The following is a 15,184-nucleotide window of genomic DNA, read 5'->3' as shown; positions in this document are numbered from 1 at the left end:
CGCCGATGTGTCTAAGTACGGCGATAAATCATGACATCTTGGCATGTCGGGGGAGGGGTCCACCAGGACCTACCATGGGGTTGATAACTTACCGACCAGCCGTGAGAGCCGTGAGGATGACCGTGTCCACCAGCACGCCTGAAAGCACCCCCGTCACCGGAACCGCCCGTGTCAAGCGCGGCATGGCCGAGATGCTCAAGGGCGGCGTCATCATGGACGTCGTCACCCCCGAGCAGGCCAAAATCGCTGAGGACGCCGGCGCGGTCGCCGTGATGGCCCTCGAGCGCGTGCCCGCCGACATCCGTGCCCAGGGCGGCGTGTCCCGGATGAGCGACCCCGACATGATCGACGGCATCATCAGCGCCGTGTCGATCCCCGTGATGGCCAAGGCCCGCATCGGCCACTTCGTCGAGGCCAAGGTGCTGCAGGCGCTCGGCGTCGACTACGTGGACGAGTCGGAGGTGCTGACCCCGGCCGACTACGCCAACCACATCGACAAGTGGCAGTTCACCGTGCCGTTCGTGTGCGGGGCCACCAACCTGGGCGAGGCCATGCGCCGCATCACCGAGGGCGCGGCGATGATCCGCTCCAAGGGTGAGGCCGGCACCGGCGACGTCTCCAACGCCGTCACCCACATGCGCACGATCCGCGCCGAGATCAAGCGCCTCACCTCGCTGCCCGAGGACGAGCTGTACGTCGCCGCCAAGGAGCTGCAGGCCCCGTACGAGCTGGTCGCCGAGGTCGCCAAGACCGGCAAGCTGCCCGTCGTGCTGTTCACCGCGGGCGGCATCGCCACCCCGGCCGACGCCGCGATGATGATGCAGCTCGGCGCCGAGGGCGTGTTCGTGGGCTCGGGCATCTTCAAGTCGGGCGACCCGGCCAAGCGCGCCGCGGCCATCGTCAAGGCCACCACGTTCTACGACGACCCCGACGTCATCGCCAAGGTCTCGCGCGGCCTGGGCGAGGCCATGGTCGGCATCAACGTCGACGAGATCCCGCAGCCGCACCGGCTGGCCGAACGCGGCTGGTAGTCGGCGCGTCGTTGCAGGTCACCTGACCTTCCCCCGTGACATGATCACACGTGGTGAGACCGCGTCCCGCGGCTCACCGCAGGGCGTGGCGCCTGCCGTACGGCAGGCAGGGTGCACCACGATGCGACGGGGATAATTGCCGAAAAAGGCGACATCCACGAAGGATGTCGCCTTTTTCGTGTTGTGTGATGTTCACCCGCTGGTCATGATCCTCGGTCAAGCTACCCGGCGTCCCCCTCACCCTCGAACGTCACAGGAGCACCATGTCCCAGCTGAACCGCCGGCACTTCCTCGTCACGGGGTTAGCAGCAGGCGCCGCCGCGACCATCCCCGCCACCGCCGCGTACGCCGCCGCCTCCCGCGACCTGACCACCGACCCGTTCACGCTGGGCGTCGCCTCCGGGGACCCCGACCACGAGGGCTTCGTGCTGTGGACCAGGCTGGCCCAGCAGCCGTTGGCCGAGGACGGGTTCGGCGGCATGCCGCAGCGACCGTTCACGGTGCAGTGGCAGGTCTACGCCGACGAGCACTGCCGCCGCGTCGTCCGCTCGGGCGTCAGCGTGGCCACTCCCGAGTGGGGGCACAGCGTGCACGTCGAGGTGGACCGGCTGAGCTCCGACCGCGACTACTGGTACCGCTTCCGCGTCGGCAGGTACGTCTCGCCGGTCGGGCGCGCCCGCACCGCCCCGCACCCGCTCTCGTACGGGAGCCCGCTGGCCATGGCGTTCGTCTCGTGCGCCCAGTACGAGCACGGCTACTTCACCTCGTACCGCAGGCTGGCCGAGGACCGCCCGGACCTCGTCCTGCACCTGGGCGACTACCAGTACGAGTACACCAAGGACACCTACACCATCCCCGGCGGCAACGTCCGCGACCACGAGGGCCCCGAGACGGAGACCCTGGCGAACTACCGCCAGCGCCACGCCCAGTACAAGGCCGACCCCGACCTCCAGGCCGCGCACGCCGCCGCGCCGTGGCTGGTGGTGTGGGACGACCACGAGGTCGACAACAACTGGGCCGACGAGATCCCCGAGAAGCCGGAGGTCCCCCAGCCGAACTTCCTGGCCAGGCGCGAGGCCGCCTTCCGCGCCTACTACGAGAACATGCCGCTGCGCCGCACCTCCATCCCGCGGGGCATCGACATGCAGCTCTACCGGCGCATCCGGTGGGGGCGGCTGGCCACGTTCCACATGCTCGACACCCGCCAGTACCGCGACGACCAGGGCTGCGGCGACGGCTACCGCGACTGCCCGGCCGCCGTGGACCCCGCCCGCTCGATCACGGGGGCGGAGCAGGAGTCGTGGCTGGTGGACGGCTTCCACAAGTCGCGGGCGCAATGGGACATCATCGGCCAGCAGGTCTTCTTCGCCCAGCGTGACAACAACGCCGGGCCCGCCAAGGTCACCAGCATGGACGCCTGGGACGGCTACGTGGCCTCCCGGCAGCGCATCACGCAGGGCTGGGTGGACGCCAAGGTGCGCAACGCGGTCGTGCTGACCGGCGACGTGCACGCGCACTGGGCCAGCGACCTCAAGCTGGACTACGACGACCCGACCGGGCCCTCGGTGGGGTCCGAGCTGGTGGCCACCTCGATCTCGACCGGCGGTGACGGCGCCGACTCCGACCCGGCCACGCATCCGTTCCTGAAGATCAACCCGCATCTGAAGTTCTACAACAACCAGCGCGGCTACGTGCTGACCAAGATCGAGCGAGAGCTGATGACGGCGGACTTCAAGGTGGTGCCCCGGGTGCAGGAGCCCGGGGGCGAGGCCTACACGCGGGCCACGTTCGTCGTGGAGGACCGGGTGCCGGGGGTGCAGCAGACGTACCTGCGGCCGATGGACCCGTCGCTGCGCGCCGCGCAGGACATGACGGTGGAGGACACGGTCCGCTGGGAGACCGAGCGCCCCTGATCTCCGCGCAGGGCGGCATCCCCACGGGGGATGCCGCCCTCTTTCGAGGGGAATATTAGCCAGACTAAGTTAGTTGGGCTAAGCATGAGGGACGATCCCACCCGCCTGGCCGAGCAGGTCTCCACGGTGCTGCGCCACCTGGTCCTCCTGCTCCGGCGCACCGTCGCCGGCCAGCCCGTCACCAGCCAGCAGTACGCCGTGCTCGGCTCGCTCGAACACGGCCCGCGCCGCATGACCGAGCTGGCGGAGGAGCACGCCGTCCAGCTCCCCACCATGACCGTGCAGATCAACCGGCTCGAGGACGCGGGCCTGGTGGCACGTGGCTCCGACCCGGCCGACGCGCGCGTCAGGACGGTCGAGCTGACCGGCGAGGGCCGCGACCGGCTGCTCGCCGTGCGGCGGGCCAGGATCGCCCATCTCAGCCAGGAACTGGCCGCCCTCACCGACGACGAGCGCGCCACGCTCGCGGCGGCGCTGCCGGTCCTGGCCAAGCTCGGCAGCAACCCCCGGTAAGGAGCACCATGCAATCCGGCGGCGGAATCCTTCGCCAGCCCATGTCCGTCTGGGCCACCGCGTTCGCGGCGGTCGTGGCCTTCATGGGCATCGGTCTCGTCGACCCCATCCTCCCCTCCATCGCCCAGGGCCTGAAGGCCACGCCCAGCCAGGTCTCGCTCCTGTTCACCAGCTACTTCCTGGTGACGGCGGTGGCCATGCTGGTCACCGGCTGGGTCTCCAGCCGCATCGGCGGCAAGCGGACCCTGCTGGCCGGGCTGGCGCTGGTGATCGTGTTCGCCGCGCTCGCCGGCACCTCCACCAGCGTCGCCGAGCTCGTCGGCTTCCGCGCCGGCTGGGGCCTCGGCAACGCGCTGTTCGTGGCCACCGCGCTGGCGGTCATCGTGGGCGCGGCCAGCGGCGGCGCGGAGTCGGCGATCATCCTGTACGAGGCCGCGCTCGGCCTGGGCATCTCCGCCGGCCCCCTGGTGGGCGCCCTGCTCGGCGACTGGAACTGGCGGGCCCCGTTCTTCGGCACCGCCACCCTCATGGCCGTCGGCCTCGTCCTGATCGTCACCCTGCTCAAGGCGCCGGCCAGACCGGCGGCCAGGACCGGCCTCACCGCCCCCATCAGGGCGCTCGCCCACGGCGGCCTGTCCACCACGGCCTTCACCGCGCTCTTCTACAACTTCGCGTTCTTCACGGTGCTGGCCTTCACCCCGTTCATCCTGCACATGTCCCCCTACGGCATCGGCGCCGTCTTCTTCGGCTGGGGCGTCTGCGTGGCGCTGTCGTCGGTGTTCGCCGCGCCGCCGCTGCAACGCAGGATCGGCTCGGTGAACGTGCTCCACCTGGCGCTGGCGCTGCTCGCCGTGTTCCAGATCGGCATCGCCCTGTCCGGACACGCCGGGATCATCCTGTTCACCGTCCTGTCCGGCATCCCCATCGGCCTCAACAACACCGTCTTCACCGAGGCCGCCATGGAGGTCTCCGACGCGCCAAGGCCCGTCGCCTCCGCCGGGTACAACTTCGTGCGCTGGATGGGCGGAGCGCTGGCCCCGTTCATCGCCACCAAGCTGGGCGAGGAGATCGGCGTCGCCGTCCCGTACGCGCTCGGCGCCGGCTGCTGCCTCGTCGGCATGGCCATCCTGTACGTCAGGCGCCACCACCTGCGCGCCCTGTCCCGGGTGGACGAGGACCACACGGCGCACGACACCGCGCCGGTTCCGACGTACTGACCTGCGCGCAGGAACCTCAAGATGGCCCAACAGGAAGATCCCAGGCCATCCTGGTGTTGAATGGTCGGAACCCGCACCCAGACGGAAGGATCGGCTGTGCCCACGATCGGTGTACTCGCTCTCCAAGGAGACGTGCGCGAGCATGTGCGCATGCTTCAGGAGGCAGGCGCTGCGGCGACCGCCGTGCGCCGGCCGGCCGAGCTGGACGCGGTCGACGGGCTGGTCATCCCCGGCGGGGAGTCGACCACCATGTGGAAGCTCGCCGAGACGTTCGACATGCTCGAGCCGCTGCGGATGCGGGTCAAGGAAGGCCTGCCCGCCTACGGGTCCTGCGCCGGCATGATCATGCTGGCCGACAGGATCGAGGACGGCATCGCCGGCCAGCAGACCGTCGGCGGCATCGACATGGTGGTCAGGCGCAACGCGTTCGGCCGTCAGGTCGACTCGTTCGAGTCCGATCTGGACTTCGCGGGGGAGCGGGTGCACGCGGTGTTCATCCGCGCGCCCTGGGTCGAATCCGTGGGCGACGACGTCGAAGTGCTGGGCAGGTGCGAGCCTGGGGATAGGATCGTCGCGGTCCGTCAAGGGCCGTTGCTCGCGACGTCGTTCCATCCTGAGCTGACGGGGGACACGCGCGTGCACCGTTACTTCGTAGACATGGTGAGGGAGCTCTAGGTAATGTCCGGCCACTCCAAATGGGCGACGACGAAGCACAAGAAGGCCGCGCTCGACGCCAAGCGGGGCAAGCTGTTCGCGAAGCTCATCAAGAACATCGAGGTGGCGGCACGGACCGGTGGCCCTGACCCGGACGCCAACCCCACCCTCTTCGACGCCATCTTCAAGGCGAAGAAGAACTCCGTGCCCAACGACAACATCGAGCGGGCCCGCAAGCGAGGCGGCGGCCTTGAGGCCGGCGGCGCCGACTGGCAGACGATCATGTACGAGGGCTACGCGCCCGGCGGCGTCGCGGTGCTCATCGAGTGCCTCACCGACAACCGCAACCGCGCCGCCTCCGAGGTGCGCGTGGCGCTGACCCGCAACGGCGGCTCGCTGGCCGACCCCGGCTCGGTCTCCTACATGTTCAACCGCAAGGGCGTCGTGATCGTCCCCAAGAACGGGCTCGACGAGGACACCGTGCTGATGGCCGTGCTCGACGCGGGCGCCGAGGAGGTCAACGACATCGGCGACTCCTTCGAGGTCGTCTGCGAGGCCGGTGACCTGGTCCCGGTGCGCAAGGCGCTGCAGGAGGCGGGGATCGACTACGACTCCGCGGAGTCGAGCTTCCTGCCGACGATGAGCGTGCCGCTGGACGAGGAGGGCGCCAAGAAGGTGTTCCGCCTCATCGACGCGCTGGAGGACAGCGACGACGTCCAGAACGTCTTCGCCAACTTCGACGTCCCGGACGACGTGCTGGCGGCGCTGGACTAGCGCGACCCGTCTTTCGGTGGAGGGCCCGGCTCGTCGCCGGGCCCTTGCTCGTGCGTACGCGGCTTCGTGAGCCCCCGCCGGGCTCCCGCCGGGGCTCCCGGCCGGCCTCCGGATGCGCGAAGGCGGCCGGTCGGCGTAGGGTCGGGCGACGTGACTTCCCCCACCCCGACACAGGCACCTTCTCACGCGCTGGGCTGGCTGCTGGCCGTGCCCGCGCTGTTCGGCACCCTCATCACGCTCGTGCTGCCGACCGTCCAGACGATCTGGCTCAGCCTCCAGAGCGGCGGCGTCCTGACGGAGAGCCACTTCGTGGGGGTCGACAACTACCACGAGCTGGCGAGGACGGGGCAGGTCTGGCGGGCGCTGTGGTTCACGCTGTCGCTGGCGGTGGTGCCGCTGCTGGTGGCCGTGGTGGTGGCGCCGCTGCTGGCGTTCGCGCTGGACCGGGCGGGTGCCTGGCCGCGGCGGGCCGGGCGGATCGCGCTGTCGCTGGCCGTCGTCACGTTCTCGCCGGTGGGGGTGGCGGCGGCGTGGCTGCGCGGGCTCCTGCCGGAGGCCTCGGGCCTGGCCGGCCTGGCCCAGGGGCTGCGCGAGCCGGCGACCGCCCCTGGAGCGCTCCGGTTGATCGTCGCCGCGGCCACGTTCGGGGTGGTGTGCGCGCTGGCGGTCATGGCGTTCCTGCCCGCCCTGCGCGCCGGGACCGTCGCGGGCGCCCCCGGCGCGGGCGGTGGTGGCGTGGCGTCCGGGATGCTGGTCGTGGGGACGCTTCTCGCGATCACCATGCTCGCCGTCGGGCTCCAGGCGTTCTCGATGGGGCTCGTGCTCACCAGGGGCGGCCCTGAGCGCTCCACAGAGACGCTCGCGGGCCTCCAGTACGACCATGCCTTCAGAGCGGCCCAGTTCGGCCCTGGCGCGTCCGTTGCGACCCTCACAGGGGTGATCCTCGGCGTGCTGGGCATCGTCGCGGTCGTCATCGTGGCCGTCTCCCGGCTGACCATCACGCTGACCCCGCGCGCCACGCCGGCGGCGGAGGAAGGCGACGAAGAGGCCGCCGAGCGCGGGCACGGCCCCGTCGGCGTGGCCGTCGGGGTGGCGGCGCTGGTCGTCTTCGTGGCCGTCGCCCTGGTGTGCGCCTGGCCGTGGATCGACGGCGTGCTCGCCTCGCCCGACAGCCCGGCGGGCACCCTCCGCGCCCAGGTGAACACCTGGGTGCCCGCGGTCGCCGGTGCGATCGTCTCGGTCGGCGTCGCCTATCTGGCCGCGCTCGGCATCGGCGGCCTGCGCCCGCTCGGGCGGGGCAGCGAGTGGCTGCTGCTGGTGTTCGCGCCGTGGCTGTTCGTCGGCCCGGGGCCGCTGGGCGTCGCCAACTGGCAGAACGTCCGCAACATGGGCCTCATCGACTCCTTCGTGGCCCTCTTCCCGCCCCTCCTGGTCAGCGTCCCCGCCCTGCTCGTGCTCACGCTGCTGTGCAAGGGGCTCGCGGAGCGCACCGACAAGGACTTCTTCAGCGGCGTCTTCCTCCCGTCGCTGCCCATGGCGGGCATCCTCGCCGGAGCCGTCGCCCTGGTGAACGCCCAGGACCTCCTCTGGCCGCTGCTCGTGGCCCAGAAGCCGGCCCTGTACACCTCGCCGGTCGCGCAGTTGTCGCAGCTGGGCGGCTTCTCCGCCGCGAGCCCCGACGCCGGCGCGGCCACGCCGCTGATCGTCGTCGCCCTCGCGCTGATCGCCGTCGCGGCCGCCCAGCTGCTCTACCTCGACAGGCTCGTCATCACCACAAAGGGTTCGCGACCGCGTACGCCCGCCGCATAGGTTTGGTGCTCGTGGAAATCCGCGACCTGACTTCTGAAGACCTGGACGACGTCTTCGACCTCCGCAAGCGCTCCTTCGGGCCGATCTCCGCCAGCGACCGCGACAGGTGGCGCCAGGCGGTGCTCCCGGCGCTCGGCGAGGGCCGCTACCTGGGCGCCTTCGACGGCACCAGGCTCACCGGCGCCGCCCGGCTGCGCCGGTTCACCCAGTGGTGGCACGGCAAGCCCCAGCCGATGGCGGGCGTCGCGGGGGTCACCATCAGCCCGGAGGACCGCGGCCGCGGCCTCGGCTCGCAGCTCATGCGGGCCGTCGTCGAACGGGCCACCGCGCTCGGCGACGCGGTCTCCGCCCTCTTCCCGGCGACCACGCCCATCTACCGCTCGGTCGGCTTCGAGCACGCCGGAGCCCAGCACAGCGTGCGGCTGCCCGCCGAGTCGCTGCGCAGGATCCGCCCGTCCGGGCAGGTCAAGCTGCGCAGGATGGGCCCGGCAGACGCGGCCGAGGTCGTCTCGGTCCTCCACCGCGTCCACGCCGCCGCCCGCTCCAGCGGGCCGATCTGCTGGGACGAGGCCACGTGGAGCCTGTGGCTCGGCAACCCGGACGACTTCCTCTACCTCGCCGAGGACGGCTTCGCCGTCTACCGGTGGAGCGGCGACGACATCCTGGTCGACAACCTCGTCGCCGGCTCCGGCGAGACCGCCAGGGCCCTGTGGTCCCTGGTGGGCAGCGCCTCCTCGATCGCGCACGACGTCGTCGCCTCCGTGGCGCCGGACGACCCGGTGCTGTGGCTGCTGCCCGAGCGGTCCAAGGAGAAGGTGACGCAGGCGCGGTGGATGTTCAGGGTGCTCGACGTGGCCGCCGCCGTCGAGCGCCGGGGCTATCCGGCGTACGTGGCCTGCGACGCCGTGGTCACCGTGGAGGACCCGCTGGGGAGCGGGGGGACATGGCGGCTGGAGTTCGCGGGCGGCTCGGGCTCGGCCACCGAGGTCTCCGAGCCGGGGGCCGTGCTCAGCGTGAACGGGTTCTCGGCGCTTTACGCCGGGGTTCCGACGGCCACGCTGCGGATGTGCGGGCTCATGTCCGGCGACGAACGGTACGACGAGGCCCTCGACACGGCCTTCGCCGCCAGGCCGTACATGCTGGACTCCTTCTGATCCGGCGCGCCGGCCGGTGCGCGGGCGATTCCCGGTGCGTGGACACCTCTGCCGGGGTAGAGTCTCGTGCCGAACAGGTGTTCGGCAGCGCGTGAGGGGTGGGCCGGTGCGGGTGATGGGCGTCGATCCGGGGCTGACCCGGTGCGGCGTGGGCGCCGTGGAGGGGCGTCCGGGCGCGCCGCTGCGGCTGGTGGCCGTCGGGGTGGTGCGCACCGGAGCCGACGAGGAGCTCGGCGCCCGGCTCGTCGGCATCGAGGCCGGGATCGAGCAGTGGCTCGACGACGTACGGCCCGACGCGGTGGCGGTCGAGCGCGTCTTCAGCCAGCACAACGTACGCACCGTCATGGGCACCGCCCAGGCCGCCGGGATCGCCGTGCTCTGCGCGGCCAGGCGCGGGCTGCCGGTGGCGCTGCACACGCCGTCCGAGGTCAAGGCGGCCATCACCGGCAGCGGCACGGCCGACAAGAAGCAGATCGGCGCCATGGTCACGCGGCTGCTGCGCCTGACGGAGATGCCCAGGCCCGCCGACGCCGCCGACGCCCTCGCCCTGGCCATCTGCCACGTCTGGCGCGGCGGCGCCCAGCACCGCCTCGCCGAGGCCCTGGCCAGGGCCACCAGGAAGGACGCCAGGTCGTGACCTTCCGGGAGACGGGCGATGCGATGCGCCGCCGCACCGCGTGCTCGCGGCGTGTCGTCGCCGGTCATGCGAGAGGATGTCGGGCTGTGACCCTTGCCGGGACCCTCGACAGGACTCTCGACAGGACTTTTGGCGGGACTTATGGCGGCGGCGTGCGGGCCGCGGCGGCGTGGAAGGATGGTGGGCTGTGATCGCGTCGGTGGCTGGCAAGGTGACCGCGATCGCTCCCGACGGAGCCGTGATCGAGGTCGGTGGCGTCGGCATCCTCACCCACTGCACCCCCGGCACGCTCGCCACGCTGCGGATCGGCGAGGAGGCGCGCCTGGCCACGTCGCTGGTGGTGCGGGAGGAGTCGCTCACCCTCTACGGGTTCGCCACCGACGATGAGCGGGCCGTGTTCGAGCTGCTCCAGACGGCCAGCGGGGTCGGTCCCAAGCTGGCTCTGGCGATGCTCGCCGTGCACACGCCCAACGCCCTGCGCGTCGCCGTCGCCGGCGCCGACCTCAAGGCCCTCACGCAGGTGCCGGGGATCGGGCAGAAGGGGGCGCAGCGGATCGTGCTGGAGCTGAAGGACCGGCTCGGCACGCCCGAGGAGGCCGTCAACGCCGCGCTCAACGGAGAGCGGCGGGAGGCGGCCTGGCGCGAGCAGGTCCACTCGGGGCTGGTCGGGCTGGGCTACTCCAGCAAGGACGCCGACGAAGCCGTCGCCGCCGTGGAGCCGCGCGCCGACGCCGACCTCGCCGCCGGCCGCAAGCCCCAGGTCGCCGCGCTGCTGAAGGCCGCGCTCCAGTCCCTGAGCCTGCGATGACCGCCCGCGCCGCCCGCTCCCACAACGGGACCGCCACGACCGCTGGTTTTCACGGCGGTGCCGACGTGACCGCGCCCGCCGCTCGCCCGCACGGCGGTGCCTGGAGGAGGTGGGGACGTGGGGATTGACCGGGAGCTGGTCTCGCCCGACGCCGGCGGCGACGAGCTGCAGATCGAGGCGGCGCTCCGGCCCAAGCGGCTGAGCGAGTTCATCGGCCAGGGCCGCGTGCGCGAGCAGCTCTCCCTCGTGCTCGAGAGCGCGCTGCGCAGGCAGCGGCCGCCCGATCACGTGCTGATGAGCGGGTCGCCGGGACTGGGCAAGACCACGTTGGCCATGATCATCGCCGCGGAGCTCAACGCGCCGCTCCGGATCACTTCCGGGCCCGCGCTGGAGCGGGCCGGGGACCTCGCCGCCATCCTCTCCACGCTCACCGAGGGCGAGGTGCTGTTCATCGACGAGATCCACCGGATGGCCAGGCCCGCCGAAGAGATGCTCTACCTCGCCATGGAGGACTTCCGGGTCGACATCGTCGTCGGCAAGGGCCCGGGTGCCACGGCGATCCCGCTGGACATCGCGCCGTTCACGCTCGTCGGCGCCACCACCCGGGCCGGGCTGCTGCCCGCGCCGCTGCGCGACCGGTTCGGGTTCACCGCGCACATGGACTTCTACGAGGTCGGCGAGCTCGAACAGGTGCTCTACCGGTCGGCCACGCTGCTCGGCGTCACGCTGCCGGACGACGGGGCGCACGAAATCGCCCGGCGCTCCAGGGGTACGCCCCGAATCGCGAATCGGCTGCTCAGGCGGGTGCGAGATTTTGCCGACGTAAGGGCCGATGGGGTGATAAATCGGGAAATCGCCGCGGCGGCGCTCAACCTGTACGAGGTCGACGCCGAAGGGCTCGACCGGCTCGACCGGGCGGTGCTCGGCGTGCTGCTGAAGAAGTTCGGCGGCGGCCCGGTCGGGCTGTCCACGCTCGCCGTGGCCGTAGGGGAGGAGCCGGAGACCGTCGAAGTGGTGGCCGAGCCGTTCCTCGTACGCCAGGGCCTGCTGGCCAGAACCCCGCGCGGCCGGGTCGCGACCGCGGCCGCCTGGAGCCACCTCGGCATGACCCCGCCCCCCGACGCGTTCGGAGCATCCCTTTCCGACTGATCACAGAACGGTTGCAACCGTTTCACAATGGGAACTTCCCCGCGCGCCGAAACGCTGCTTCGTTGCCGCGTTTCGCAACAAGCGCCTACACTCCGTGGCTTGGCTGGCTGTGTAGGCTGACGGGCTGATGCGGCGCGGCCCGACGCAACGCACGGAATTTCCGGCGCGAGGCCGGTGTCAACTTCCTTGTACGACAATGAAGGGTGTGCCCCTTATGGACATGGGACAACTCGGAAGTATCCTGCCGCTGATTCTTCTGGTGGTGGTCTTCTACTTCCTGCTGATCCGCCCCCAGCGCAAGCGCCAGCAGGAGGCGGCCCAGATGCAGAACTCCTTGACTCCCGGCGCCCGGGTCATGACCACGACCGGGCTGTTCGGCACCGTTGTCGCGGTGGAGAACGAGGACGTGATCCTCGAGGTGGCGCCCGGGATCGAGACCCGCTGGGTGAAGGCCGCGATCGGCCGCGTCGTCACGCCGGGCGACGCTTCCGAGTCCGACGAGTCCCCTGCTGAGGAGGGAGAGACCGGCGAGGAGGGCAAGAACGAGTCCGGAGCCACCGTTGAGCGCGAAGGCGGCCAGGATTCCAGCACCAAGCAGTCCTGACTAAGCTCTGCCACAAACCTCTACCCGAAAGAACTGACGACCAGTGGCCCGACCGACAAGCCGCCACAGCAGACCGGGGCGCACGCTCCTGGTGCTGCTGGCGCTCATCTTCGCCCTGGGCGGGACGATGTTCCTGCAGAAGGCGTTCACGCCGAAGTTGGGGCTTGACCTCGCCGGCGGCACGACGATGACTCTGTCCCCGGTGACTCTCAACAATGCGGCACCGCCGGAGGAGATCCTCGACCGCGCGGTCAGCATCATCCGCGACAGAGTCAACGGCACCGGCGTCTCCGACGCGGAGGTCGCCAAGTCCGGCCCCAACATCATCATCTCGATCCCGGGCGTCGGGCAGAACGAGGCCCTCAAGCTGGTCTCAACCACTGCGGAGATGCGCTTCCGCCAGGTGCTCGCCAGCGCGCCCACCCAGGTGCCGCAGGATCTGGCCACCAACGCGCCGACGCCGACCCCGTCGGGCTCGGCGAGCCCGACCGCCACCCCCAAGTCGGGTAAGTCCGGCAAGTCCAGCCAGGTCTCCACCCCCAAGCCCAGCACGTCCCCGACGGGCAAGGCGCTGTCGTCAGCGCTGACCGCGCCGACCCCCACCGCGTCGGCGGAGGCGCCCTCCGCCTCGGCGAGCACGCAGCCGCCCGCCACGCAGAGCTCCCAGAAGCAGGAGAAGAAGGGCCAGAACGCCAAGGCCACGCCGTCGGCGGCGCCGAGCGCCCAGCCCAGCACCCCGACCACGCAGGACCAGGGCATCAACACCCAGGGCATCGACCCCGCGGTGCTCGCCCAGTTCAACAAGCTCGACTGCTCCAAGCCGGAGAACCGCGGCCAGGGCGTCCAGGACGACCCGAAGAAGCAGTACGCCGCCTGCGAGAGCGACGGCAGCTACAAGTACGTGCTCGACGTCGCCAAGGTCGTCGGCACGGACATCGACTCGGCCTCCGCGGGCATCCCCCAGAGCAGCGTCAACTGGGCCGTCGAGCTCAACTTCAAGAGCAAGGGCGCGGACGCGTGGGCCAAGCTCACCCAGGAGGCCTACAGCGCCCAGCCGCCGCGTAACCAGGTCGCGGTCGTGCTCGACGGCGTCGTCATCACCGCCCCCAACATCCAGGGCCCCATCCCCGGCGGCAAGGCGCAGATCACCGGCAACTTCGACCAGACCAGCGCCACCCAGCTGGCCGACCAGCTGAAGTACGGCGCGCTGCCGCTGAAGTTCAAGCGCAGCTCGATCGACACGGTCTCCTCGACCCTGGGCCAGGACCAGCTCAAGGGCGGCCTGATCGCGGGCGCCATCGGCCTCGCGCTCGTGGTCGTCTACTCGATGCTCTACTACCGCGGCCTGGGCATCGTGGCGGTGCTGAGCCTCGTGGTCGCCACGATCCTCACCTACACGGCGGTGGTCGTCCTCGGCCACAACGCCAACTTCCGGCTCTCGTTGCCGCACATCATCGGCCTCGTGGTCTCGATCGGCATCACCGCCGACTCCTTCATCGTGTACTTCGAACGCATACGTGACGAGATGAAGGAGGGCCGCAGGTCGCTCCGCGCGGCCGTCGAGGTGGCCTGGGTCCGCGCCCGGCGCACGATCCTGATCGCCGACGCGGTCATGTTCATCGCCGCGATCGTGCTCTACTTCCTCGCGGTGGGCGGCGTGGCCGGGTTCGCGTTCGCGATGGGCCTCACCACGCTGATCGACATCGTCGTGGTGTTCCTGTTCACCAAGCCGTTCATCGCCCTGCTGGCGAGGCTGAAGTTCTTCGCCAAGGGTCACCCGCTCTCCGGCCTCGACTCCGAGCGCATGAGCGAGGCGCACACGCCCAGCCGCCCGACCAAACCGCAGGAGGCCTGAGATGGGACTCGCGCGACGCCTCTACCGCGGCGAGATCGACGTCGACTTCGTCGGCAAGTGGAGACTCTGGTACAGCCTCTCCGGCTTCCTGCTGGTCGTCTCCCTGGCCGGGTTGCTGATCAACGGCCTCAACCTGGGCGTGGAGTTCAAGGGCGGCACGGTCTTCTCCTTCAAGGCGCCGACCGCCACCATCGAGCAGCTCCGTGAGGAGTTCTCCGCGCAAGGCGTGCACCAGCCGATCGTGCAGTCGACCAGCGGCGGCTGGCGGGTCACCACCGAGACCCTCCAGGAGGGCACCCTCGGCCAGGTGCAGACGGCCGTCGCGAAGGACTTCAACGTCCCGGCCAGCCAGATCAGCGTGCAGTCGATCGGCGCCTCCTGGGGCGGTGAGGTCTCCCAGAAGGCCTGGATCGGCCTGGGCGTGTTCATGCTGGCGATCATCCTGTACCTGTCGATGGCGTTCGAGCCGAAGATGGCGCTGGCCGCCATCGTCGCGCTCGTCCACGACCTCGTCATCACGGCCGGCATCTACGCGTGGTCGGGCTTCGAGGTGACGCCGGCGACCCTGCTGGGCTTCCTGACCATCCTCGGTTACTCGCTCTACGACGCGGTCGTGGTGTTCGACATGATCAAGGAGGTCACGGCCAAGCTGGGCCACACGTCGAAGATGACGTACTCGATGGCGGCCAACAACGCGCTCAACCACACGCTGATCCGGTCGCTGAACACCTCGCTGGTCGCGATCCTGCCGGTGGCGGCGATCCTGTTCATCGGCACCACGCTGCTGGGCGCGGGCGTGCTGAAGGACCTGTCGCTGGCGCTGTTCGTCGGCATGATCGTCGGTACGTACTCCTCGCTCTGCGTCGCCACGCCGCTGCTGGTGACGCTGAAGGAGCGGGAGCCGAAGTACCAGGCCATCGCCAAGAGGCTCGCCTCCACGGGAGGGGGCAAGGGCCCGAAGGGCCCCAAAAGCGCAGCCGTAGCCAAGGGGTAGCCAGAGCACACGTACGACGCCCTCGGTCTTCACCGGCCGGGGGCGTCGTCGTGTGCGGTGAGAATGCAGCAT

14 protein-coding genes are annotated in these 15,184 nt (G+C 70.6%); all 14 read left to right on the top strand.

Going from position 1 to position 15,184, the window contains the following annotated elements; all coding sequences use genetic code 11:
- Window positions 1-116 precede the first annotated feature (116 nt).
- Window positions 117-1,031 carry a pyridoxal 5'-phosphate synthase lyase subunit PdxS gene (pdxS, locus tag AB0H84_RS18865; RefSeq protein ID WP_344996011.1) on the top strand — a complete coding sequence of 305 codons (915 nt, stop codon included), beginning with the start codon at window positions 117-119 and terminating at the stop codon, window positions 1,029-1,031.
- A 263-nt stretch (window positions 1,032-1,294) separates the two neighbouring features.
- Window positions 1,295-2,944 carry an alkaline phosphatase D family protein gene (locus tag AB0H84_RS18860; RefSeq protein WP_357605192.1) on the top strand — a complete coding sequence of 550 codons (1,650 nt, stop codon included), beginning with the start codon at window positions 1,295-1,297 and terminating at the stop codon, window positions 2,942-2,944.
- A gap of 84 nt (window positions 2,945-3,028) precedes the next feature.
- The gene (locus AB0H84_RS18855; protein WP_357605189.1) at window positions 3,029-3,457 is read left to right on the top strand and encodes a MarR family transcriptional regulator; all 429 of its coding nucleotides are present in this window, start codon (window positions 3,029-3,031) and stop codon (window positions 3,455-3,457) included.
- A gap of 41 nt (window positions 3,458-3,498) precedes the next feature.
- A complete protein-coding gene (locus AB0H84_RS18850) occupies window positions 3,499-4,674 on the top strand; it encodes an MFS transporter (RefSeq protein ID WP_357605186.1) in 1,176 nt (391 codons plus the stop codon).
- 60 nt (window positions 4,675-4,734) lie between these two features.
- Window positions 4,735-5,349, top strand: a complete 615-nt coding sequence (gene pdxT / locus AB0H84_RS18845; RefSeq protein WP_357605184.1) for a pyridoxal 5'-phosphate synthase glutaminase subunit PdxT — start codon at window positions 4,735-4,737, stop codon at window positions 5,347-5,349.
- A gap of 3 nt (window positions 5,350-5,352) precedes the next feature.
- Window positions 5,353-6,102, top strand: a complete 750-nt coding sequence (locus AB0H84_RS18840; RefSeq protein ID WP_357605181.1) for a YebC/PmpR family DNA-binding transcriptional regulator — start codon at window positions 5,353-5,355, stop codon at window positions 6,100-6,102.
- Between the two features lie 150 nt (window positions 6,103-6,252).
- A complete protein-coding gene (locus AB0H84_RS18835) occupies window positions 6,253-7,911 on the top strand; it encodes a hypothetical protein (RefSeq protein WP_357605178.1) in 1,659 nt (552 codons plus the stop codon).
- 11 nt (window positions 7,912-7,922) lie between these two features.
- Window positions 7,923-9,065: a GNAT family N-acetyltransferase gene (locus tag AB0H84_RS18830; RefSeq protein WP_357605175.1), complete on the top strand. Its 1,143-nt coding sequence runs from the start codon at window positions 7,923-7,925 to the stop codon at window positions 9,063-9,065.
- 106 nt (window positions 9,066-9,171) lie between these two features.
- Complete coding sequence (gene ruvC, locus AB0H84_RS18825) at window positions 9,172-9,702, top strand: crossover junction endodeoxyribonuclease RuvC (RefSeq protein ID WP_357605835.1); 531 nt, start codon at window positions 9,172-9,174, stop codon at window positions 9,700-9,702.
- 187 nt (window positions 9,703-9,889) lie between these two features.
- Window positions 9,890-10,510: a Holliday junction branch migration protein RuvA gene (ruvA, locus tag AB0H84_RS18820; RefSeq protein WP_357605172.1), complete on the top strand. Its 621-nt coding sequence runs from the start codon at window positions 9,890-9,892 to the stop codon at window positions 10,508-10,510.
- Between the two features lie 117 nt (window positions 10,511-10,627).
- Entirely contained in the window at window positions 10,628-11,659 is a 1,032-nt protein-coding gene (ruvB, locus tag AB0H84_RS18815) for a Holliday junction branch migration DNA helicase RuvB (RefSeq protein WP_357605169.1), read from the top strand.
- 214 nt (window positions 11,660-11,873) lie between these two features.
- Window positions 11,874-12,263 carry a preprotein translocase subunit YajC gene (gene yajC / locus AB0H84_RS18810; RefSeq protein WP_357605166.1) on the top strand — a complete coding sequence of 130 codons (390 nt, stop codon included), beginning with the start codon at window positions 11,874-11,876 and terminating at the stop codon, window positions 12,261-12,263.
- A gap of 43 nt (window positions 12,264-12,306) precedes the next feature.
- Window positions 12,307-14,118, top strand: a complete 1,812-nt coding sequence (gene secD, locus AB0H84_RS18805; RefSeq protein WP_357605163.1) for a protein translocase subunit SecD — start codon at window positions 12,307-12,309, stop codon at window positions 14,116-14,118.
- A 1-nt stretch (window position 14,119) separates the two neighbouring features.
- On the top strand, window positions 14,120-15,112 hold the full coding sequence (gene secF, locus AB0H84_RS18800) for a protein translocase subunit SecF (RefSeq protein ID WP_357605161.1): 993 nt from the start codon (window positions 14,120-14,122) through the stop codon (window positions 15,110-15,112).
- Window positions 15,113-15,184: the final 72 nt, after the last annotated feature.

The organism is Nonomuraea sp. NPDC050786 (genome assembly GCF_040654115.1).
In the GTDB taxonomy this organism is placed as follows: Bacteria; Actinomycetota; Actinomycetes; order Streptosporangiales; family Streptosporangiaceae; genus Nonomuraea.
The sequence above is the reverse complement of the archived record's forward strand: the minus strand, read 5'-3'. Positions and strand labels throughout refer to the sequence as shown.

Coding starts and splice junctions, on each gene's coding strand:
- pdxS (WP_344996011.1), top strand. CDS start 117: ATGACCGTGTCCACCAGCACGCCTGAAAGCACCCCCGTCACCGGAACC.
- AB0H84_RS18860 (WP_357605192.1), top strand. CDS start 1,295: ATGTCCCAGCTGAACCGCCGGCACTTCCTCGTCACGGGGTTAGCAGCA.
- AB0H84_RS18855 (WP_357605189.1), top strand. CDS start 3,029: ATGAGGGACGATCCCACCCGCCTGGCCGAGCAGGTCTCCACGGTGCTG.
- AB0H84_RS18850 (WP_357605186.1), top strand. CDS start 3,499: ATGTCCGTCTGGGCCACCGCGTTCGCGGCGGTCGTGGCCTTCATGGGC.
- pdxT (WP_357605184.1), top strand. CDS start 4,735: ATGGTCGGAACCCGCACCCAGACGGAAGGATCGGCTGTGCCCACGATC.
- AB0H84_RS18840 (WP_357605181.1), top strand. CDS start 5,353: ATGTCCGGCCACTCCAAATGGGCGACGACGAAGCACAAGAAGGCCGCG.
- yajC (WP_357605166.1), top strand. CDS start 11,874: ATGGACATGGGACAACTCGGAAGTATCCTGCCGCTGATTCTTCTGGTG.
- secF (WP_357605161.1), top strand. CDS start 14,120: ATGGGACTCGCGCGACGCCTCTACCGCGGCGAGATCGACGTCGACTTC.